The following is a 21,397-nucleotide window of genomic DNA, read 5'->3' on the forward strand; positions in this document are numbered from 1 at the left end:
TTCTGAGTGCTAACCCCGGGAGACTGGAAAATGCCTACCTATGCCTATGCCTGTAAGGACTGCGGTCACGCCTTCGATATCGTGCAGTCCTTTACGGAGGATTCACTGACTGAATGCCCCGAATGCTCCGGTGTGCTGCGGAAGAAGTTCGGCAATGTCGGTGTGACCTTCAAGGGTTCAGGCTTCTACCGCACCGATTCCCGCGGCAGCTCCTCCAGCAGCGATTCCAGCACCAGTTCCTCCGGTGAGTCCTCCAGCACCTCCTCGAGCTCCAGCAGTTCTAGCAGTTCCAGCAGCTCAACTGCGGCTGCCTCAACCTCCAGCTCTTAGTCCTCCTCTCCGACGAGACTGAGGTGCAGCCGGCCGCTGTGGGTGGCCTCAGCGATGGCCTCAGCGGTCTGGGCATCCACGGCGAGGATCACCACATTCTGCGCCTCGGTTCCGGCACCGAGCCAGTTCTCCGACTCCTCCTGCGGCACCCACAGCACCGGCACAGATTCGGCAATCCGCCGCGGTCCGGTGTCCTCCTCGGGGATATCGGCTGAGGCTGTGACATCGACTCGTTGGCCTGGGGTCAGCATCCCGATGATGGCAGTATCTGCCGGCCGAACCGGAACCGCCACAGTTCCGGGATCGAAGCCTGCCAGGAGGCCGGGGCCCACCAATTGTGCGGGGTGCGCGATCGCCCCGGCAGGCAGTGTGGTGGCCGTTGTCTGGCCCAGGAAGTCTTCCAGCTGCCCGGAGTGGCCCTCGGGGACTGCGGAGGAGTCGATATCGGCGATCTCAAGGTGCTCTGCCTCCAGCCTCTCCCCCACTCCGATATCGGTGGTGACCCGCACCGCCTGGGTGGTCTCCAGCTCGGGGGCCTCAGCCGCCAGCAGCACTGCCGCTGCGGCTGCCAGGGCCAGGGTTATGGCCACCGGTATCCGGAATCTGCGGATCCACCGGTAGAGCCCACCGGGTTTCAGCCGGCGGCTGACCCGCGGCGGCTTGCTCCGCTGCCGCCGTCGTCGTTGTCGGTCACGGGAGGCAGAGCGCCTGCGGGTCTCCACCGGCGCTTCCGGCCGGGGTGCAGCATGCTGAGGTCTGCCCGGCGTGAAGGGGACACTCTTCTCAGTCACTGGCCTCGGTCTGCGGATATGCCGCCGGCGCGCCGGGGCGATGGCTGAGAAGGTCTCACTGCTCATACCGGCCAGCATGCAGCCGAGCGCACCCCGCGCCTGGGCCTATGGGCCGGACTGTGGAGACACCGGAGTGTCCCAGGGACCCTTACTGGGGCTGGGGAAAACCCTCACCAATGCGGTGGGCGTTCGGCCTTCATCCATTCACCCCGGGCATCCTCCTGCGGGAGTTCCTCCGGGGACTCAGCGCTCTCCACCGGGGAGATGAGCCCACCCTGGGCTTCGATCTCCTCGGCCCGTTCGGCAGTGCCGGGGGCAACTACTCGCCGATGGCGGCGTCGTTCTGTGTTCATCTCGGTCTTTCAGGGCCGCCGCTGGTTGGGGCTGGGCCACCGCTTATGCCGGCGGTGGGCCTCCTCATCGGACTCATCAGCGGCTCCCCCGAAGGTGACCGGCCCCGTGGTGTTGGTCAGTCGCCCACGGCCGTGCTGGGCGAACTCCGGACCGGAGCCCAGTCCCACCTTCTCAGCGACCATCTCAGTAGCCGCTGTGGGATCGGTGAAGACCTCGATGGTCCACAGCACCATGTACTCCCAGCCCAGCTGCTCGAAGCGGGCAGGGCGCTGCCGGGCGCGTTCACGCACGGAGAGCCCTGCATAGGAATCCGTTCCGTCAGAGACCATGGCAATTGGACGGACCGTGGACTGAGCGGTGATCCGGCGGGGGCATGCCGCCAGGTCCAGGGTGCCGCGGAAACCGTCCTCGACCCGGCCGCCGCGGGCCCTGATCCGGTCCACCAGATCCAGCACCAGGGGGTCGGCGAGATCGGCCGAACCGCTGGGATTGGTCTCTGTGCCATCGGCAAGCTGCAGGAGCTTATGCAGCAGTTTCGCAGCCGGCTGCAGCTTCTCGGGGTCGAGGTCCTCGGCCTTGATGGAGCTGACCACGGTGAGCCGGCCGCGGGCGCGGGTGAGCCCCTGGGCGATGTACTCGGGACCGCGGGGTCCGGAGAGCTCTCCCCAGTCGTGGGCGGCCTCGCCCTTGGCGGAGCGGCCGAAGCCCAGGGAGAAGATCACATCATCGCGGACCAGTGAGTGGCAGCGTTCCACAGGGGCGACGACGAATTTCTCACCGGTGCCGATTCCTGCGGCCCCGGCTCCGGAGCCGCCGGGCACACCGGCTGCTCCGTGTTCGAAGAAGGGCGCGGCCCAGGGGTGGTTGGCCAGGTGGAGCCGGATGGCATCGGCGACTCGCTTGGCATGCCATTCGGATCCGGTGACCACGGCCAGGGAGCGGTTGCGGTGGGCCCGGACATGTTCGAAGACCAAGTCCACCACCCGGTTGACCTCGGCGGTGGGCGACTCCACCGGTTCCCGTCCGCCGGTTCCGTTGACCTGTTCGAAGCGCAGGCGCCGGCCCTGACCGGTCAGCTGGGCGGCATCGGGCAGGCGGACCAGCCGGCTCTCGTAGAGGGAGTCAGACAGCAGCTGGGTCAGCTCCTGGTCGACCCCGCGGTGGACCTCGGAGAGCCGATAGGTGGGCAGCACACGCTCCAGCTCCTGGTAGATGGAACCCGGCACCTGGGCCTCGGCCTCGCGGGCGATGGGATCGGCGGAGACGATCATCGGTTTGGGCGCACCGGAGACCGGATCACCGAAGGCCACCACCTGTTTGGCCCGGGAGACCGCGCCCAGTGCCGAGGGCACATCCAGGGTTTCGGCATCGAGCAGGATCACTGTATCGAAGCTGGGGGTGCCGGGTTCACCGGCGGGGAACTGGGAGGCCAGGCCTACCGGTGAGGTCGCCCAGATGGGCACCAGCGGCTGGGTGATCTCCGGTGCCACCGATTCCAGGGCGGCCACAGTGGGAACGGAGTCCCGCAGGAGGCTGCGCAGATGGGCGGCGGCATCGGGATGGGACTCCACGGCGGACTTCCAGCGCACTGCCAGAGTGTGGTTCAGCCGCTGGGCACCGGATTCGATATGGGAGGCATCGGCACTGCGGAACTCGGCTTCGGTCCGCCGGAGGTTCTCCCCGGTGGTCATCGCCAAGTACTCATCCCCGGAGATCATCGCTTCCAGGGCGGACTGCCACCAGGCCAGCTCCAGCTCATCGGCGACCTGGGCGGCTGGGACCTCACGTTCGGCGAGGTCCTCCAGCAGCTCGGCGAAGCCCTGTTCGGTCAGCTGCTCGGCCAGCAGAGTGCGCTCTGGGAGGGTCAGCAGCGAATGCTCGTCCTCCTCCAACTGTTCGATAGTGCTGATCAGCTCTTCAACGGGGAGGTCAAAGAGGGTCTGGTCACCTGGGCGCAGCACGCCGACGAGTTTCTGCAGCCGGGTCTGGACCTCGCCGACCCTATTGATGAGGGAGTCGAGGTTCTTCGGGACCCGGGGCAGTCCGGCGTCGTCGTTATTCTCATCGATCCAGCCGGTCCATTCCTCACGTTCGGACTGGACATCGACTAAGGAGGAGTGCAGATCGTTGATGGAGACCCCGGAGCGGATGTATTCCTTGGCCACCCGGCGCAGCCGGGAGCGGGCCATGGAGCTCATCTCCACGTTATTCTGCCGGCGCCACCAGCCCGGTGCGGTGGCGGCGATGAGATCGTCGACGTCGCGGGCGTAGATATCGTGGCTGAACCGGCCCAGGGATTCCTGGACCCTCTGGAAGAGCAGCACCTGGGAGTGCCATTCGGAGAAGGTCTTCCCGGGGCGGACTCCCACGGCAGCGCAGGCGGTCTCCATCTGTTCGCGGAAGCCGGGCAGCTCCTCGCGCAGCTGGCTGACCAGGGCCTGGGCGTCGGTGGTCTCCTGGCGGTTGGAGAGCTTCGCGCCGAACCAGGCACTGGAGCGGGTCTCGGCCGAGAATTCTCCGAGCTCGGCGATCCGCTTCAGCTTCACGGAGACCCCGCTGCGGTCCACCGTGTTGTCCAGTACCGAGCGCTTCAGCCGGACATTGGTGCCCGGTGCGGGGCTGAGACTGGTCAGGGCTGCCAGGGCCTGCATGGCCTGGTACGGAGAGCAGTTCCAGCGCTGGCGGACCTTATGCAGGCTGGCCACATGGTCACGCAGCTGGTGGCGGCGTTCGCTGACCCGACTGTGCAGCTGGCTCAGCCGCGGGGGTTCGGCCCGTTCGGCGCGTTTGATCGCCCGGACCACCTGGGTGCGCAGCTCCTCCGAGGGCGAGGAGGCCGAGAGCGGGCCGGCGGTGACACTGACGGCCAGGGTGCCGGCTTTGGCTGCCGAGAGCCGCTGGGTGAATTCGGTGAGTGTATCGGCCCGTTCGGCAATGACCAGCACGCGTTTGCCCGACCAGGCCAGTCCTGCTGCGGCGTTGACCGCGGTCTGGGTCTGCCCGGTGCCCGGCGGGGTGGAGACCACTGCCGAGACTCCGGAGAGGATGGCGTCCAGTGCGGCCTGCTGGTCGGCGTCGGCGTCGGTGATCAGCCGTTCGTCCTCAGGTGTGCGCTCATCCACCGGATCCAGGGCCTCAGCGGCCTCCAGGGGCTCAGCCTGGTCGAGTTCCTCGCCGCTGCTCAGGGCGGTCAGCACCGGATGCTGAAGGTCCAGGCTCTGCGGGTTTCCGAGGTCGGCGAGATCGGCGAAGGTGGAGACATAGAGCTGTTTCCAGACCTGCAGGGATCCCAGGGGGCCATCGCCCTCGGTATTGGCGGCGATGCGGGAGAGTGCATCGGCGGTGCGGTGGGGGTCGAACCGGGCGGTGACATAGCCGGTGGCCTGGAACTCATCGGGGTCCAGGACTATCCCATGCCGCTGTTTCAGGTGCCGGGCCAGGGCGGGGTTGAGCTGGGCGGGTGCAGTGAACTGCAGCTCGTAGTCGGTATTGCCCACGCTGGTGGCCTCGGCACGGCTGCGCAGGGCAATGGGCACCAGCATCACCGGGGCGGTGAAGGACTCGGTACCGGCATCGGTGGTCTCGGACCAGGAGGCGATCCCGGCGGCCAGACAGCCGACTTCGATACCGCGCTCTTCGCGCATCTCGCGGATTTTGGTGCGGATATTTCCGGCAGCTTTGGCCGCGGGGTCGAAGACCGAGGGGTTGTTCAGCAGCGTTGAGAGCCGTGTGCGGCGCCCGCCCAGCAGCTGCATCAGACCTGAGGCGTTGGCCTCTGTGAGGTCGATGGCATTGTGCTGGCTGGGGGTGAACCGCAGCATGGTGTCGTTCTCAGTGCCGGTGCCCTGGGACTCGATCCAGGCTTCAGCCGACGCGGCGGACTCCTTGGCGCTCACCTATTTCCTCCACAACAGTCACAGCAAGGGTTTGGAGGAAGGTTACCCCTATTCCCATTCAATGGTCCCTGGGGGTTTCGAGGTCACGTCGAGGGTTACTCGGTTGATCTCTTCGACCTCGTTGGTGATGCGGTTCGAGATGGTCGCCAGCAGCTCGTAGGGCAGCCGTGACCAGTCGGCGGTCATCGCGTCTTCGGAGCTGACCGGGCGCAGCACCACGGGGTGGCCGTAGGTGCGGCCATCGCCCTGGACACCGACTGAGCGGACATCTGCCAGCAGGACCACCGGCATCTGCCAGACCTCGGCGTCGAGGCCGGATTCGGTCAGCTCCTCGCGGGCGATGGCATCGGCGGCACGCAGGATCTCCAGACGGGATTCGGTGACCTCGCCGATGATCCGGATGCCCAGGCCGGGGCCCGGGAAGGGGTGGCGCTGGACGATCTCTGCCGGCAGGCCCAGTTCGGCACCGACAGCGCGGACCTCGTCTTTGAACAGGGCGCGCAGAGGTTCGACCAGTTGGAACTCGAGATCCTCGGGCAGCCCACCGACATTGTGGTGGGATTTGATATTTGCCGCACCTTCTCCCCCGCCGGATTCGACGACGTCGGGGTAGAGAGTGCCCTGAACCAGGAATTCGACCTTGGCGCCTTCGGCCTCGGCCTCCTCCAGGATATTGCGCTCGGCCTCCTCGAAGGCGCGGATGAATTCCCGGCCGATGATCTTGCGCTTCTCCTCAGGGTCGGCGACTCCGGCCAGTGCGGTCAGGAAGCGTTTCTTCTCATCGGCGATGTAGAGCTTGGCGCCGGTGGCGGCGACGAAGTCTCGTTCGACCTGTTCGGCCTCACCTTCGCGCATCAGACCGTGGTCGACGAAGACACAGGTCAGCTGGTCACCGATGGCTTTCTGGACCAGGGCGGCGGCCACGGCGGAGTCCACTCCCCCAGAGAGCCCGCAGATAGCGCGGGCATCGCCGACCTGCTCGCGGATGGCCGCGACCTGTTCTTCGACGATATTGCCGGTGGTCCATTCTGGGGTCAGGCCTGCCCCTTCGTAGAGGAAGTTCTCGATGACCCGCTGGCCCTGAGGTGAGTGTTTGACCTCGGGGTGCCACTGCACCCCGTAGAGACGGCGGTCCTCATCGGCGAAGCAGGCTACTGGGGCGGCATCGGAGACCGCGAGAACTTCGAAGCCCTCGGGCGCTTTGGTCACCGCATCCCCGTGGCTCATCCAGGTGGTCTGGACGGCATCGGTGCCGTCGAGCAGACCATGGGGGACGTTGGTGGCGCGGACTTCAGTCTTGCCGTATTCGCGGTCGCCGGTGCGGGCGACTTCGCCGCCCAGGGAGTGGGCCATGGCCTGGAACCCGTAGCAGATGCCCAGTACGGGGATCCCGGCCTCGAAAAGTTCACGTTCCACGGAGGGTGCGCCCTCGGCGTAGACGCTGGAGGGGCCTCCGGAGAGGATCACGGCTGCCGGCTGGCGGCTGATGATCTCGGCTGCCGGCAGGGTGTGCGGAACCACCTCGGAGTAGACCCGGGCCTCGCGGACTCGGCGGGCGATCAGCTGGGCGTACTGGGCGCCGTAGTCGACCACCAGCACAGTCTGCGCGCTGTGGTCTGGACGTTCGGCAGCAGGGGCTTGGGTCTCAGCAGAAGTCACCCGTACATCCTATCTGTGTTGGTCAGGACCGCGTTGGTCAGTACCGCGATGCGGCCTCTGGGGCGGCGTCGAGGTCGCGGCGCACGGCGGCGACGATCTTGCGCTCGACGAAGAAGCTGAAGAAGGGCACCAGGCCGCCGGAGATGATCAGTGCGATCTTCGCCCCGCCCCAGCGCATCATGTACCAGAGCCGGAATCCGGCCACGAGGTAGACGATATAGGCCACACCGTGGGCCTGAGCGATCAGAGTGGAGGTGGACCGGGCATCCTGCAGGGAGTCAGCCGGGTAGAAGCCGATGGCATTGGACTCACCGGTAACGGTGGTGCCGCCGATGTAGAGCTCCTGGCCGCCTTCCATGAAGACCCAGCCGAAGAGGGAGCCGCTGATCAGGATCTTGGCGACCATAATGAGCAGGAAGATACCGGTGATGAAAGCCATGACCCGGTAGAAGGTCCGGGTGCTGCGGATCTGCTCTGCGGTGCCGTAGAGCCGGCGATTGGTGCCCTTGGGGCGCGGCGGCGGGTTGCCCAGTTCAGTCTCCTCGGCTACACCCTGAGCCTCATTCTGATTCTTCTCAGTCATGCCTGGTCCTTCGTTTCGGTGTTTGTTGCCCGGGCCGCTTGGAGTTTGGCCAGCTGTTCGGCCCGCCACTGCTCTTCCCATTCGCGGTCCAGCCGGGCTTCCTCCTGCTGGCGGATGTGATCGTCCTTGACCAGTCGCCACCACATATAGAAGGCGAAGGCTGCGAAGACGATCCACTCAATGGCGTAGAAGAGGTTCTGCCAGTTGATCTCGCTGTCCTCGGGCTGGGGTCCCACCCAGACCGGTTCAAGGGTCGATGACGCCCCGATCGCCTCTTCGCTGAAGTCGACGACGAATCCGGAGTAGGAGTCCTCACCCCAGAGGTTGATCAGCTCGGCCACGGAGAGGGTCGGAAGGACTCCCACGGGCAGTTCCCGCGGACCAGGCCCGGGGGCCTCAGTCGGCAGCAGCCGTCCCTGCAGTTCCAGCTGCCCCTGCGGTGGTGGGCCGGCGTCGTCGTAATTTTCACTCCAGCCGCGGACCACCGGGATCACCTGACCATCCGGGGAGCCGGCCACACGGAAGGCTGCCACTGCCCAGTAGCCGTCCTCGCCGTCCTGGAGGCGGTCGGCGATCATCACCTGGGTGTCCTCGACGAATTCTCCGCGCAGGTTCACGATCCGGTCGGCGACGTCGAGTCCGATGGGACGCACCGGCTCGTAGACCTCGGTGAGTTCCACGGCTTCTTCGGTGTCGTGGTCATAGGTGTGCTCGCTGCGGGAGGCGTCGAACTGCCAGGCCGATAATGCGACGAATACTGTGGCGATCACCAGGGCCAGCAGGAGCATAGCGATCCATTTGGGCTGGCGGGCGGTGGCCATCAGCGAGGGAGCGGAATCTGGCACCACACCAGAATACGCGCCGTGACGGACCATTTTCTACACGACGTAGAGAAACTGAATTCTTGGGCGTCGATTTCGGCTCATCGGTCCCCGGTGTCAGGATAGGACCATGATGCGACTGGACCACGTCTCCTTTGCGGTAGGCCCCGATGGCATGGACGCCACTGTGGCACGGATCACCGATCAGCTGGGTGTTGACCGGGTCAAGGGTGGGATCCACCCCCGGTTCGGCACTCAGAGCGCGATCATCCCCCTAGCCGATCACCGGTACCTGGAGATTGTGGAGGTGTTGGACCACCCCAGCGCGGATAAGGCCCCGTTCGGCCAGGCTGTGCGTAACCGTTCGCAGATCGGCGGCGGCTGGATGGGCTGGTGCGTCACAGTCGATGACCTCGAGCCCTTTGAGCAGCGTCTGGGCCGCCGGTCAGTTCCGGGCAACCGGAAGTTCCCCGATGGCCAGGAGCTGACCTGGCAGCAGATCGGCATCAAGGGTCTGATCGCTGACCCACAGGTCCCCTATCTGCTGCGCTGGGATGAGGGCACTGAGCATCTGCATCCCTCGCGGGCCTATCAGCCCCAGGCTCAGCTGCTGCGGCTCTCGATTGCCGGTGACCCCCAGCGGGTGGCTGACTGGTTGGGTCAGCCCGATGCTGATCCCTTCGACGATGTCGACGTCGACTGGGTCGCCCCCTCGGGAACTCCCGGCATTATGAGCATCACCTTCTCCTGCCCCAAGGGCGAGATCACTATCTGATCTGCCCTCGGGGCGGCGGTGTTACTGCTCAGATGGCGCGGGCCTGCTCCTCGAGCTTGGCGCGCTTGCGTGCCTGCACCTCTTCCAGCCGCTCGGCGCGCAGTTCGCGGCGGCGCTTGGTGGGCCAGGTCATCAGCAGTGCGATGAGGCTGAACAGGATCAGGAAGCCAGCCAGCCAGATACCTGCATCGACCCAGAACTGTCCTGGGTAGAGGCGGATGAGGTTTCCGCCGTCGAATGCCCAGTTGCCCTGCGGGAAGAACAGGTGGTGGAACTCCTCGAAGAAGAACTGCCAGTCCCAGATGGCCAGGGCGGCAAGGGCGATGACCAGGGCGATTGTCGCCCAGGCACCGGCGAAGATACCGCGGGCCAATCCGCCGGGGCGCCATGCCCGAAGCATCAGTCCCAGCAGCAGGGTCAGCACCAGAAGTCCGACGCCGACTGCCATGGCGTACCAGATGAGGACCTTCACATCGATCATGTGGGAGACCTCGTTTTCGGTGAAGAGAGCTTCACCACCGGGCGCCAGCTGTGAGAGGTAGCGGGAGTCGGAGAGGTTGAATAGGAAGTCGGTGCCGTAGGAGCCGTAGAGCAGCCGTTCCGAGAGCCCCCATCCATCGGGGTCCGCGGGGAAGCCGGGGCGGGCGTAGGTCACGTAGAGGAACAGCGGGGAGCCCACCAGCCGGATGGCCAGCACAATGAACATCAGCGGGGTGAAGATCGCCACCAGCACGGTGAAGAACCGGGAGATGCCGCGCTTGGACTTTGCGGCTTCCTCGGCGATGTCCTGTTCGGTCAGCTCGTCATTGGGGGCAACATCGGCAGGACGCTGTGGCGGTCCACCGACATGCGGGGCGGCACGGTAGGGCTCGCGGGGTTCCCGCTCCTGGCGAGGCTCTTCCCGCTCGAGTGTGGTGGTCTGCTGCTCACGCTGCACCGCAGCCGCGGCGGCAGCACCGCCGAGAGCGGTGGTGTGCTGAGGCTCGTCCTCCTCAGGAGACCGGGCGGGGCTGGCGGCCACGGGGCTGGTAGCCGCAGGGCTCTGGGCCGGGCGGGCAGCACCGGTTCCGGCCACCGGCGGGACGACCTGGGTGGGCTCGTCCTCCTCGGCGGGGCTTTCAGCCTGCTCGGTCTCGGGAGTATCCTCGCCGAGCCGCTCCTCGGGGAAGTCGGGTTCCTCGGAGGCGAAGGCCCCGTAGTCCAGGCCGGACTCGAAGTCCTTCTCCTCCGCGTTGGTCTCACGCGATTCGTCGGGGTTCTGACTCACTTCAATCGCCTCTCCACGCATTACTTGCCAACTTCAAGAGTACGGGCAGGCGCCTGGCCTGGGGCGGAACACGCTCGGAGAGTCGCTAGGCGGTCAGTTCGTGGCTTCCGGAGTCATACCGGCCGAGGTCTCCGGTCACCCCGGCTTTGGCCGCTCGGGAGCCCAGCACGAGGGTATAGACCCAGTAGGCCAGCAGCACCAGGGCACCGATGCCGATGCGCAGCCAATCCGGCCAGGGCGCGGGGGTGACGAAGCCCTCCACAATGCCGGAGACCAGAAGTACGACGACGAGGCCCAGCACCACGGTGAACAGCCGGCGCGCCTCCCCCGCCACTGAGGTCAGCCGTTTCTGCTGGCCGGGGGCGACCCAGGCCCAGAAGATGCGCAGCCCGGCGGCTGCGGCGATGAACACTGCGGTCAGCTCCATCAGCCCATGCGGGAGGATATTAACCCAGAAGTCTGCGGCTGCGTCCTGTTCATGCATGATGCCCCCGGCGACTCCGACGTTGAACCCGTTGAGCCCCAGGATGAACACCGGCCAGATCCCGGTGATACCGAAGGCGATGCATTGGGCGGCAATCCAGGCGTTATTGGTCCAGACCTGGGAGGCGAAGGATGAACTGGGGTGCTCAGAGTAGTAGGAGACGAAGTCAGCCTGGGCGTACTGCTGACGTTCGGCCTCAGGCATGATGAGGTCCAACTGTGGGTGGTGGTAGGTCCACCAGCCCGCCCAGAGCGCCAGGGCGAGGAATGCGGCACCGATGATCACCGTCAGCCACCGCAGCCGGTAGAAGGCCACCGGGAGGGACTGGGTGAAGAAGAAGCCGATTCCCGCCAGGGGGTTCTCCCCGGTGCCGGTCAGATGCGCCCGGGCCCGTCCGATCTGGGCGGAGAGCTGAGCAGCCACCTGGGAATCAGGTTCCACCGCCTGGATCATCGAAAGGTGTGTGGAGGCCCGCTGGTAGAGCTGGAGCAGTTCATCGGTCTCGGTGGCGTTGAGCCGCCGGCGCCCAGCGAGATACTCCAGCCGGTCCCACTGCGGCTGGTGTACGGCGATGAACGCATCAATGTCCACTCCCCCAGCCTATAAGCTGGGGACTGTGAAAACTGTGGTGACCGGCGAGGCAGTCAGTCTCGACCTGCCCTCTGTCTCACTGATCACCCGCGGGGCTGCTCTTTTGGTGGATCTGATCATCTACTGGGCCGCCCTGCTGATTCTGTTCTTCCTGCTGGGCATCAACGCCGGGGCCTTCGGCTATCTCGACCCCGCGATGGCGGCGGCGGTCTCCTTGGCAACTGTGGTGCTGTGCCTGGTGGCGGTGCCGGTGACCATTGAGACTCTGACCCGGGGCCGTTCGGTGGGCAAACTTGCCTTTGGCATCCGGGTGGTCCGCGACGACGGAGGCACCATCCGGTTCCGGCATTCCTTCATCCGAGGACTGGCCGGTTTCGGGGAGTTCTATCTGACCCTGGGGCTGATGCCGCTGTTGGCGGCGATCTTCAACCCTCGGGGAAAGCGGATGGGTGACATTATGGCCGGCACCTATGCGATCAAGGCCCGTCATCCCAGAGTGCGGCCGATGATGCTGCCGGTGCCTGGCCCATTGGCTGCCTGGGCGCAGATTGCCGATATCGGCCGGATCCCGGATACCACCGCCGCCCAGGCCGCGAGGCTGCTGCGCACAGTCGAGCGCGGTGGGACCAGTATTGATCGGCCTGCAGTGCTGCAGGTGGCCGATCGGCTGGCCGATGAGATCTACGGGTATATCGCCCCGGCCCCGCCGCCTACTGGTTCATTGGATTTTCTCAGCGCGGTGATGGCTGAGCGGCGCAACCGCGAGTACCAGCGCATGGTCCAGCAGCAGTCACGCCAGCTCAGCCTCCAGCAGCGCCTCCACGCCCTGCCCTACTCCTAGTACCGGTAGTGGTCGGGCTTATAGGGCCCGGCGACATCGACGCCGAGGTAGTCAGCCTGTTCCTTGGTGAGTTCACTCAGCCGGGCACCGAGAGCATCCAGGTGGAGGCGGGCGACCTTCTCATCGAGCACCTTCGGCAGGGTGTAGACCTGGTTCTGGTAAGTGTCGTGACCGCTGTGTCCGGATTTATGGGATTTCGCGAACAGTTCGATCTGGGCGATGGTCTGGTTGGCAAAGGATGAGGACATCACGAAGGAGGGGTGTCCGGTGGCGTTGCCGAGGTTCAGCAGGCGGCCTTCAGAGAGCACAATGATGGATTTTCCGTTCTCGAAGACCCATTCATGCACCTGGGGTTTGATCTCGATCTTCTGAATCCCTGGGGTCTTCTCCAGTCCGGCCATATCAATCTCGTTGTCGAAGTGGCCGACATTGCCCACGATGGCCTTATCCCGCATCCGGGACATCTGCTCTGCGGAGATGATGTCCTTCCCTCCGGTGGAGGTGATGAAGATATGGCCCTCTTCGACGACGTCGTCGAGGGTTGCGACCTGGAATCCGTCCATGGCCGCCTGCAGGGCGTTGATGGGGTCGATTTCGGTGACCACCACTCGTGCGCCCTGGCCGCGCAGCGCCTCGGCGGTTCCCTTGCCGACGTCACCGTATCCGCAGACCACGGCGGTCTTGCCGCCCAGCAGCACATCGGTGGCGCGCATAATGCCATCGGGCAGGGAGTGCCGGATGCCGTATTTATTGTCGAACTTCGATTTGGTCACTGAGTCGTTGACGTTGATCGCGGGGAAGAGCAGCCGCTCGTCCCGGGCCAGCTGGTAGAGCCGGTTGACCCCGGTGGTGGTCTCCTCGGTCACGCCTTTGAGCTCACCGGCGATTCCGGTCCAGCGCTGGGGGTTCTCGGCCAGGGAGTCGCGCAGGGTCTGCAGGATGATCCGGTATTCCTCGGGGTCCTCATCAGTTGCTGAGGGCACAGCCCCGGCTGCTTCGAATGCGACACCCTTATGCACCAGCAGGGTCGCGTCCCCGCCGTCGTCGAGGATCATATTTGCGCCCTTGCTGGGGTCCTGGTCGACTCCGGGCCAGGCGAAGATCTGGGTGGCAGTCCACCAGTACTCTTCGAGGGTTTCGTTCTTCCAGGCGAAGACGGGAACGCCCTGGGGGTCCTCCGGGGTGCCGTTGGGGCCGACGACGACGGCCGCGGCGGCCTCGTCCTGGGTGGAGAAGATATTGCAGCTGGCCCAGCGCACCTCAGCACCGAGTGCGGTGAGGGTTTCGATGAGCACAGCGGTCTGCACGGTCATATGCAGGGAGCCGGCGATCCGCGCACCGGCCAGGGGCAGTTCCTCGGCGTATTCTTCACGCAGGGCCATCAGGCCGGGCATCTCATGTTCGGCCAGTCGGATCTGGTGGCGGCCTGCCTCGTGGAGGGAGATGTCGGCGATTTTGTAGTCAAAGCTCATAGGTGGTGGTCATCCGTTCGGTAGAAGTTTGGGCACACCCTGGTCAATGGGGTACCGACGGGCGGGATCGTCCACGGTGACCAGTTCCGAGCCCTCCTGTGTGAGGCGGCTGCCGGTGACCGGGCAGCGCAGGATTTCCAGGACAGCAGGGTCAAGCTGCGGTGATGCGGGCATAGTCCAAGCCTACAAGGCACAGGGCCCTGGTCAGAGCCGGCGGCGGTTCAGCGCAGCAGGTGCAGGTTTCCTCGGGATACCCCGGAGGAGGCGCCCTCCGGTGGGGTCAGCTTCTGGGGCGCCTGACGGGCGGCCGGGGCTTCGGGTTCGGGCTGGTCGCGCACGGCATCGGCCAGGGCCAGGAGGTCGCCGTCGTCGTCGGGGTTCTTCCGCTCGTAGTCCAGTCGCAGCACTTCCCAGCCGCGGGGAGCGTTGACGGAGTCGGCGTGGTCGCCGCAGAGGTCATAGGTATGCGGTTCGGCATAGACGCTGATCGGCCCGACCACCACCGTGGAGTCGGCATAGGAGTAGGTCAGGGTTGCCACTGCCGGTTTCCCGCAGCTGGACTTGGTGCATCGGCGCTTGGAATCCACAGCCTCAGAGCCTACCCAGCCGGCACCCAGATTCGGCGGACCTCATCATCAGCCGTGTCTGGTTCAGTCCTCGATCTCGGCCAGTTGGTCTTCGATGTACTCGGCGATTTCATCCAGGCTGTTGCGGATGACTTCGGCGTCGGTTCCTTCACTGTGGAGGGTGACGGTGGTGTGTTCGCCGTAGACGCCGGCCAGTACGCCTGTGACTTCGCCGCGGTCAGTCTCCTGGAGCCAGCCGGTCATCTCGCCTGCTTCGAGGTCATCGACCTCCGCGTCCTCCAATCGCTCGCGGCAGATGCGTTCGTAGTTCTCCCGTTCTTCGACCGGGAAGGCAATGGCTGGATTATCTGCGATCTCGCCGTCCTCTGCCCAGTCGTCATACTGGTTGTGGAGCCCCTCAGCCTGATAAGTCTGCTGTTCCACGAACTCCGCAGTTTCTACGCCGTAGTCCCCGCCCTCGCTGTAAGCCCTGGGCTCGTATTCATCCCCGGATAATCGGAACCGCAGGCCGTCAAACCCAGAATTCCAACTACTCCAGCGGCTACCCACCCTGCTTTTCGATTCATATCTCTAGGACTTCTACAGTCCCGTCAGTCTCCTCGAGGCAGGCTATCGAATACTCAGCGTATCGATCTCGTCCCAGATCCAGAAGGGGGTCAGCTGAGCGGATGCGAATGTCCACCACTGATGAGTCCTCACCGGGGTAGGTGATGCTGCCCGAGGTTCGGATCTTTTCGGACTCATCCGCTTGGTAGTCGTCATAAAGTTCATCGACCATTCGATCTGCATCGAATCCCTCCGGCAGCGACACTGGCACAGTAAGGAGCTCCTCCACCTCTTCCTCGGTCAGTACTCGCTCGGGGGCGCTGTCACCACAGGCACTGAGAGCCAGCACTCCCCCGAATCCGGCAGCTACCGCCAGGTTTCTCCGTTCCTTCATGCATGTCAGCCTACGAAGGAAATTTGGAGGTTTCTGGACGGTTCTAGGGAACTAGCCACATGGGAACATATTGAGTCAGAGAGCCGATGGGGTTCAGTCCAATACTGGTGAACTGTCCTTGGGAGTCCACGGCGAGAATCCCGCCATAGGCCTCACCCTCGACATCAGTCACAACCAGCGCGAAGACCTCATCCAAACCGGCATCCTCTGCCTGCTCGGCGAGCTCATCAATCTCCACTACCGCACTGGTACCGGGAAGGATCTCCGCACTGAGCTCCTCTGAGGCATTGCCCGCCGCATCGAAGAGCCGGTAGGTCACCTCAGCGGGAGTTTCACCTGGTGGGGCCAACAGGCGAAGTTCACCCTCAGCCGCCTGGGGGAACAGAGCCCCAGAACCCTCTTGGAGTCCCTCCACCGGCGCAGTCCAACTGAAGTCAGGGGCGGGTTCCCCCTCATCCTCCTGAGGTTCCAGGGGTTCGCCGGTGATCGGATCGAGCTCGGTCTCTTCCTCCTCGACCTCCACTGCTTCACCGTCACCGGCGCTGCGCACTGCCGAATACAGCGGCTGATCGGAGTTCATGATCAGCTCATAGGTGCCGGTTTCCAGACCATGCAGCCCCAGCACCGAGACCTGCCCCGGGTCCAGGTGGAAGACCCCGGGTGTCTCCGTGGCGGCCTGACCGTTCTGGTTATAGGCCTGCAGCTCCACGGTCACAACTTCATCGCTGGGATTGTGGAACCAGAGCTCGGGGTCCCGCTCCGGATGCCCCACCGGAACTCCCAAGTGGTGATGCTGCTGACGAGGTTCCGCCTGCCCGCTGAGCAGTTCGGTGCCTTCACCGGTGCCGCCATCGGCCCGAGAAGACTGAAGATGCGCGGCCACCGGGGCTCCGGTAGCAGCAACCTCTACAGCAAGGGAGTTCTCACCATCGGTGAGTGCGGCCATATTCACCGTGCGCACAGAATCCGCCGGCACCAAGAGGCTGGTCCGGCCGAGATCGCCCGTTGCTCCCTCGGGGCTGTAGGTGGTGACCTCCACGGTGGCGTCCCGGTCATAGGGATTCGCCAGGGTCAGCAGGGAGTTCGCTCCGGAACCGGTCTCCGGTCCCAGGAACCACTGATTGCGCTGAGGCTCAACACATTCGGCTGCCGCCAGCCCGGTCACGGCACCGGAATCGGCCTGGTAGGTCAGCCCACTCAGGGCCGCCGGGGCATCCTCAGGGGCGACCTCCTCCAGAGTCTGCACCTGCAGAACCGTGGAACCTGGACCCTCATCCTGAGCCAAAGGCGTGAGACTGCGTTCAGCCAGTGTAGCGGCGTCGTCGTTCTCTGAATCCTCACCAGCCTCGGTAATGGACTCGGCCTCCCCACGTCCTTCTTGGGTCAGTGGGACCCAGTCGGAGGCGGGGGTGCGCCCATCGGCGGCGGCGAAGAGCAGCCCGAGGCGCTGCAGCTGCGCGGAATCGTCCCGGTCGTCGTACTCCAGCACACCCTGTTCACTGAGACTGTCCGGCTCACCGGGCATAGGTGGGCAGACCAGTCGCTGCGGAACCGCCGGGGCTGGTTCGTAATGCGCCGAGACGGCCGACGGCTGGGAGGCGCCCCCATTGATGAACTCCAGTCCGGCCGAACCTGCACCTGCGGCGATGATGCCAAGGCCGACGACAACGGCGCCTATCTGGCCCACCCGGTTGCCGCTGGTCTGCTCCTGTTTGGCTTCCAGCTCCTGGCGTTTCTCCTCGGGGAGTTTGGCCAGCTTCTCCTCTTGGCGGGCAGCACGCTGTTCCTGACGGGCCTGCTGTTTGCGCAGCTTCCGCTGGGCGCGGATATGCTTTTTGACCTTATTGGGGCTCATGCCTTCACCTCCCCGGCGGTGACCTGTTGGAGCCGCCAGCTGCGTGGCAGGGGCAGGGCCACCAGCAGGAAGATCAGCAGAACTCCGGCCACACCGATCAGGATGGGGTACTGGAACTGGGAGTTATGGCTGATGCTCAGCTGTCCCTGAAGCTCCCCGGAGGTCGCCTCCGCGGGAAGGTGGAACTGCCGGATCCAGCCCAGTTCCTCAGGATCCACATCGAGACTGTGTGGAGTCACCGGGCGGAGGCGGTCGCCGTCGAGCTCTGCATGCCAGCCGGCAGCTCGTTCAGCGGCGATCTCTACGTAGTAGTCCTGCCCTTCCTCCAGCGTCAGGGTGCTGCCATCAGCGGTGGTGACCTCGCTGAGGTCGAGGTTGAGCTGGTTGTTCTGGCTTGGCAGCAGTGCCACTGGTTCGCCCTCGGCGGTGACGATACGCGCCCAGGCAGTTCCGGTTCCGGAGATTCCGCCGGCTGTGGCCAGCCCTTCGGCTGGGCCAGGATCCAGGCGCCAGAGATTGCCGAAGCCAGTTTCACCCACCGGGACGAGACCCTCGGAGGTATCGGCTGCTCGGCTCAGCGCAGTGCCCTGTTCCACCAGGACATAACCAATGCCCAGCTCTGCCATCAGGGGACTGACCTCATCGGAGCCGGGGATCACCAGCGCCGCGAGCAGTTCGGCCAGGCGCTCCTGGGTGCGGTCCAGTTCGCTGGCTGGCTGCGGTGGCTGCTCGGGGTCTGTCAGACCGGGGATATCGGTGGCCAGCAGGGGCAGATCATCTACCTCGGCCGCAGTGCGCACCTTATCCAAGGTCTTGCCGCTGCCGGAGACGATCTCTGCGGTGAGACCACCGCCGGGGGTGCTGTTGAGCACCAGGGTGCGCAGATTGGCTGGGCCGGTGCCCTGATCTGCCGCAGTGGCCGGCAGAGAACGGGTCTGACCGGGTTGGATCAGCACCTCTTGGCTGTTCACCGCAGTGACGGTCTTCTCATCCAGTGTGGAGTTGGGCAGCAGCCGGGGTGCGGCCCAGAGCACGGCTGAGGCGAAGATCGCCAGAATCAGGAGGGTCGTGGCCACCGGCGCGAAGATCCCGCCGAGGGAGGATTCGGCAGCAGTGGAGGTGTGCAGGGCACTGAGCCCGGCTGCGATGAGGCATAGCGCCAGGGCGGAGACCACCGGGCCGATATTGGCCGGGACGAGCTCACCGGCGACATCTCCTGTAGTGGCCCTGGCCGCCAGGGCAGAGTAGCCAAGGAGACCACAGCTGGTGAGTCCCGCAGTGAGTACGAGGCCGCGGCGACCCACTGCCAAAAGCGCCAGCAGCGCGATGACCAGCAGAGGGGCTCCCAGAAGCAGTGCCATGCGTAGAGACCAGAAGTCATCGCCCAATTCTGGGGGCAGCCAGGCGAGGTTGCCGTCGCCGCCGGTGCCGGGCAGGCCCTCTCGCGGGGTGAAGTAGTGGGAGAAGCCCAGCAGCTGCTGCCAGATCGCCGCCGGTGCTCCGGCTTCGCTGGTGGGCAGCAGTCTTCCCGGCTCAGAGAGCAGGGCCGCCAGGAGGTTTCCGCCACGGTCCACAGTGGAGATCACCATGGGCCCGAAGACCACCAGGGCCGGGATGGGCAGCAGCCACAGGACCCGTCCGGAGCGGCCCAGCAGCAGGGCGGCGATCACACAGCCCAGCACCACCGGCACCAGAAGGATGGGGGCGGCGGCCGTAACAGCCGCAAGCAGCAGGGCCGCGGCGGCGGCAGCTTCACGTCCAACGCTGAGTCCCCGGCGAGCCCGAACGGCTTTGACCGTGGCCAGCACTGCCAGCGGCAGCAGAATATGAGCCAGCACAGGACCGATCCGTCCCTGGCCCACTGCGGTGTGCAGTCCCGGCAGCAGTGCCCAGATGGCGGCTGCGATCACCCGGTGGAAGGTCCTGGGACTCCACAGTCCTGCGGCCCACCAGGCAGTCAGGGCGCTGAGCGGGGCGGCCAGGATCATCACCCACAACAGCACCGCTGAGGCATGGCCGAGGCTCAGCACTGAGAGGATCAGCAGCACCAGGTTGAAGGGGTCTGCTGCGGCGCGTTCGCCCAGGGAATCGGAGACCAGGAAGCTCAGGCTCTGCTGCCAGACCTCGAAGAGTCCTCCGGCCGGGAGGGCCGCTCCCCCGCTGAGTGCGGGGCTGGTCAGCAGTTCACGGAAGCCGAAGAGGGAGACCCCGGCCAGGAACGCGACCACCAGCAGCAGTCCGAGTTTGTCCTCTCGCCGCCGAGAAACCGGAGCCGTGCCGTGGCCGCCGGGCTTGTCTTGGGCGTGTTCGCCGACAGTCTCTGCGGTGATGTCCCGTCGACGCTGGGCCCGCAGTTGGGTCGGTGTGAGTTCCTCTGCCTGGGGCAGGGGTTTCTCATCAGCGGCCTCCTGCCGCCCCGGTGTGTTCTTTCTGCTCAGGGCTGCTCGGTAGCCGATCTTGCGGAACCGACGGATATGCCAGATGGAGCCTAGGTTCAGCAGGGCCGCGGCAGCTGTCAGGAACTGCCCGGCGGCCAGCCCTGGGGCTTTGCAGACCACCACGGCGAACAGCCGCAGCAGGGCGCTGAACCACATACCCAACCAGAGGAAGGGCACCGCGGCCGGAGATGCCTCGGAGAGCCTGGCGCGGATCTGGCTGCGCCGTTGGGCAGCAGGCAGCCAGAGGGTGCCGCCGAGCCGGTGCAGGACATCGCGTTTGGGCGGATCAGTGCGGTAGACCCTGGCGGTGGGCTCCAGCACGATATGGGTGCCGGTCTCCCGGGCTCGGGCACAGAACTCAGCGGCAGCGTAGTGGTCGGAGAGTTCTGGGTTGAAGCCTCCCAGACTGCCCAGGACTGAAGCTCGGATGAGCATGCCGTGGGCTGGGACCGCGGGGACGTCGTCGCGCCCGTTGTACTGCCCCTGGTCCAGTTCCATGGGTTCAGTGCGGGTGAGGACTTCCCCAGATCGGGTCTGCCACAGTCCGGCGCTGACCAGCCGTGCCTCTTGGCCGATGGGTTCGTGTAGCTCTTTGGCACCGATGATGCCGATCTGACTGTGGGTCTGTTCGTCCTGGACGGTGAACAGTCGCTCTTCGAGACGCTCCAGCGCGTCTGGTGCTGGGACTGTGCCGGCGGGCAGGATCCACAGCCACTGGTAGCGGGGGGTGAACCCCTCACCCAGCTGGCGTTCGAGGTTCCGCCACAGCTGAGTGTTCTGGGCTCCGCCGGGTCCTGGTGGGCTCAGTGTTCTGCGGGCGTGCTGACGGTCGGTGATCAGCCCCGAGCGCAGCGATCGGGACAGGTCCTGAACCCCCGAGTAATTGGGGGAACTCAGTTCGATGATCTGGTCGGGCTGGCGGGTCTGTTCCCCGAGGGCGGCAGACGTAAAACCGCCGCCATCATGCAGAACGACGGCGGCGATGCGGATCTGAGCAGCGGGGCTGCTCACCTATTGACCCTCCCTTGGATGTGCTGCCGGCACCTACCGTGCTCGTTTCTTCAGCTTGCGGCGCTCCCGTTCGGAGAGTCCGCCCCAAATGCCGAATCGCTCGTCATTGGCCAGTGCGTAGTCCAGGCATTCCTGTTTGACAGTGCAGGCTGCGCAGACCTTTTTGGCGTCCCGAGTGGATCCGCCCTTCTCGGGGAAGAATGCCTCGGGATCGGTCTGGGCGCAGAGAGCGTCGACCTGCCAGGCCAGTTCGCCCTCGATCTGCTCGGCCGGGATGAGTGTGGGAATGCCGAGCCAGACGGAGTCCGCATTGGTCTGTTCATCGGACTCAGCGCGGCGGGAAGGCGCCTCGCTCAGGGCGGTGACAGTGCCATTGCTCTGCTGTGACTCCGCGGCTTCGGCGGCGGCCAGGAACGCAGTTGCCTGGTCGTCCAGAGACTTGCCGTGCTCCAGCTTCTCGGCCGCAGAGGGGTCAGCGGGGTCGACGAACCAGTCCGAGGGAACATCGAGCCCGCTGCTGCGGGCAGGTGTCTCGTCCTGCTCGGGGCTGATCTTACTCAGCCGCTGTGCCTTCCCCATGATGTGGGCCTCCCCCAATGCGCATCCAACGCGTATCTGGTTCGTATCGGTCAATGTCTGCACCTAATTACACTGGTGTGAGTAAACATTCGTCAAGTGCCTTCGGCGCGTCGCCCAACACCG

The 21,397-nt window shown here is 65.4% G+C and carries 19 protein-coding genes; 3 read left to right on the forward strand and 16 right to left on the reverse strand.

Annotated features, from left to right (window positions below):
• Window positions 1–30: 30 nt before the first annotated feature.
• Complete coding sequence (locus HGQ17_RS02695; protein WP_168886395.1) at window positions 31–330, forward strand: FmdB family zinc ribbon protein; 300 nt, start codon at window positions 31–33, stop codon at window positions 328–330.
• Here the strand turns inward: HGQ17_RS02695 and cpaB are convergent.
• The 6 genes from cpaB to HGQ17_RS02725 form a co-directional block, all read right to left on the reverse strand.
• Complete coding sequence (gene cpaB, locus HGQ17_RS02700; protein ID WP_168886396.1) at window positions 327–1,187, reverse strand: Flp pilus assembly protein CpaB; 861 nt, start codon at window positions 1,185–1,187, stop codon at window positions 327–329. The genes HGQ17_RS02695 and cpaB overlap by 4 nt on opposite strands.
• A 104-nt stretch (window positions 1,188–1,291) precedes the next feature.
• The gene (locus HGQ17_RS02705) at window positions 1,292–1,474 is read right to left on the reverse strand and encodes a hypothetical protein (RefSeq protein WP_168886397.1); all 183 of its coding nucleotides are present in this window, start codon (window positions 1,472–1,474) and stop codon (window positions 1,292–1,294) included.
• A gap of 9 nt (window positions 1,475–1,483) precedes the next feature.
• Window positions 1,484–5,371, reverse strand: coding sequence for a DUF4011 domain-containing protein (locus HGQ17_RS02710; RefSeq protein WP_168886398.1), 3,888 nt, complete (start codon window positions 5,369–5,371; stop codon window positions 1,484–1,486).
• A 48-nt stretch (window positions 5,372–5,419) separates the two neighbouring features.
• A complete protein-coding gene (guaA, locus tag HGQ17_RS02715; RefSeq protein WP_168886476.1) occupies window positions 5,420–6,970 on the reverse strand; it encodes a glutamine-hydrolyzing GMP synthase in 1,551 nt (516 codons plus the stop codon).
• 97 nt (window positions 6,971–7,067) lie between these two features.
• Entirely contained in the window at window positions 7,068–7,613 is a 546-nt protein-coding gene (locus tag HGQ17_RS02720) for a DUF3817 domain-containing protein (RefSeq protein WP_168886399.1), read from the reverse strand.
• Window positions 7,610–8,458: an SURF1 family protein gene (locus HGQ17_RS02725; protein WP_324615156.1), complete on the reverse strand. Its 849-nt coding sequence runs from the start codon at window positions 8,456–8,458 to the stop codon at window positions 7,610–7,612. The genes HGQ17_RS02720 and HGQ17_RS02725 overlap by 4 nt, the downstream gene beginning before the upstream one ends.
• A 106-nt stretch (window positions 8,459–8,564) precedes the next feature.
• Here HGQ17_RS02725 and HGQ17_RS02730 point away from each other — a divergent pair, with 106 nt between their 5' ends.
• Window positions 8,565–9,209 (forward strand): VOC family protein, encoded by a 645-nt coding sequence (locus tag HGQ17_RS02730; RefSeq protein ID WP_168886400.1) that lies wholly within the window; start codon window positions 8,565–8,567, stop codon window positions 9,207–9,209.
• A gap of 28 nt (window positions 9,210–9,237) precedes the next feature.
• Here the strand turns inward: HGQ17_RS02730 and HGQ17_RS15465 are convergent, their stop codons facing one another.
• Together HGQ17_RS15465 and HGQ17_RS02740 are read right to left on the reverse strand one after the other, a co-directional pair.
• Window positions 9,238–10,476: a lipoprotein intramolecular transacylase Lit gene (locus HGQ17_RS15465; RefSeq protein WP_168886401.1), complete on the reverse strand. Its 1,239-nt coding sequence runs from the start codon at window positions 10,474–10,476 to the stop codon at window positions 9,238–9,240.
• An 85-nt stretch (window positions 10,477–10,561) separates the two neighbouring features.
• Window positions 10,562–11,551, reverse strand: coding sequence for a stage II sporulation protein M (locus HGQ17_RS02740; RefSeq protein ID WP_324615157.1), 990 nt, complete (start codon window positions 11,549–11,551; stop codon window positions 10,562–10,564).
• On the opposite strand from HGQ17_RS02740, the gene HGQ17_RS02745 reads away from it, so the two are divergent.
• Window positions 11,544–12,392: an RDD family protein gene (locus tag HGQ17_RS02745; RefSeq protein ID WP_168886402.1), complete on the forward strand. Its 849-nt coding sequence runs from the start codon at window positions 11,544–11,546 to the stop codon at window positions 12,390–12,392. The genes HGQ17_RS02740 and HGQ17_RS02745 overlap by 8 nt on opposite strands.
• On the opposite strand, the gene ahcY is transcribed toward HGQ17_RS02745, so the two are convergent.
• The 8 genes from ahcY to HGQ17_RS15655 form a co-directional block, all read right to left on the reverse strand.
• The gene (gene ahcY / locus HGQ17_RS02750; RefSeq protein ID WP_168886403.1) at window positions 12,389–13,864 is read right to left on the reverse strand and encodes an adenosylhomocysteinase; all 1,476 of its coding nucleotides are present in this window, start codon (window positions 13,862–13,864) and stop codon (window positions 12,389–12,391) included. The genes HGQ17_RS02745 and ahcY overlap by 4 nt on opposite strands.
• A 9-nt stretch (window positions 13,865–13,873) precedes the next feature.
• Window positions 13,874–14,038: a Trm112 family protein gene (locus HGQ17_RS02755; protein WP_168886404.1), complete on the reverse strand. Its 165-nt coding sequence runs from the start codon at window positions 14,036–14,038 to the stop codon at window positions 13,874–13,876.
• A 47-nt stretch (window positions 14,039–14,085) separates the two neighbouring features.
• Window positions 14,086–14,451, reverse strand: coding sequence for a DUF3499 domain-containing protein (locus tag HGQ17_RS02760; RefSeq protein ID WP_168886405.1), 366 nt, complete (start codon window positions 14,449–14,451; stop codon window positions 14,086–14,088).
• Window positions 14,452–14,514: 63 nt separating this feature from the next.
• Entirely contained in the window at window positions 14,515–15,000 is a 486-nt protein-coding gene (locus HGQ17_RS02765; protein WP_168886406.1) for a hypothetical protein, read from the reverse strand.
• A gap of 13 nt (window positions 15,001–15,013) precedes the next feature.
• A complete protein-coding gene (locus HGQ17_RS02770) occupies window positions 15,014–15,391 on the reverse strand; it encodes a hypothetical protein (protein ID WP_168886407.1) in 378 nt (125 codons plus the stop codon).
• A 43-nt stretch (window positions 15,392–15,434) separates the two neighbouring features.
• The gene (locus HGQ17_RS02775; RefSeq protein ID WP_168886408.1) at window positions 15,435–17,246 is read right to left on the reverse strand and encodes a DUF5719 family protein; all 1,812 of its coding nucleotides are present in this window, start codon (window positions 17,244–17,246) and stop codon (window positions 15,435–15,437) included.
• Window positions 17,243–20,695, reverse strand: coding sequence for a glycosyltransferase family protein (locus HGQ17_RS02780; protein ID WP_168886409.1), 3,453 nt, complete (start codon window positions 20,693–20,695; stop codon window positions 17,243–17,245). Before HGQ17_RS02780 ends, HGQ17_RS02775 begins: the two co-directional genes overlap by 4 nt.
• A gap of 33 nt (window positions 20,696–20,728) precedes the next feature.
• A complete protein-coding gene (locus HGQ17_RS15655; protein WP_324615158.1) occupies window positions 20,729–21,274 on the reverse strand; it encodes a WhiB family transcriptional regulator in 546 nt (181 codons plus the stop codon).
• Window positions 21,275–21,397: the final 123 nt, after the last annotated feature.

This window comes from Nesterenkonia sedimenti (assembly GCF_012641515.1).
GTDB lineage: Bacteria > Actinomycetota > Actinomycetes > Actinomycetales > Micrococcaceae > Nesterenkonia > Nesterenkonia sedimenti.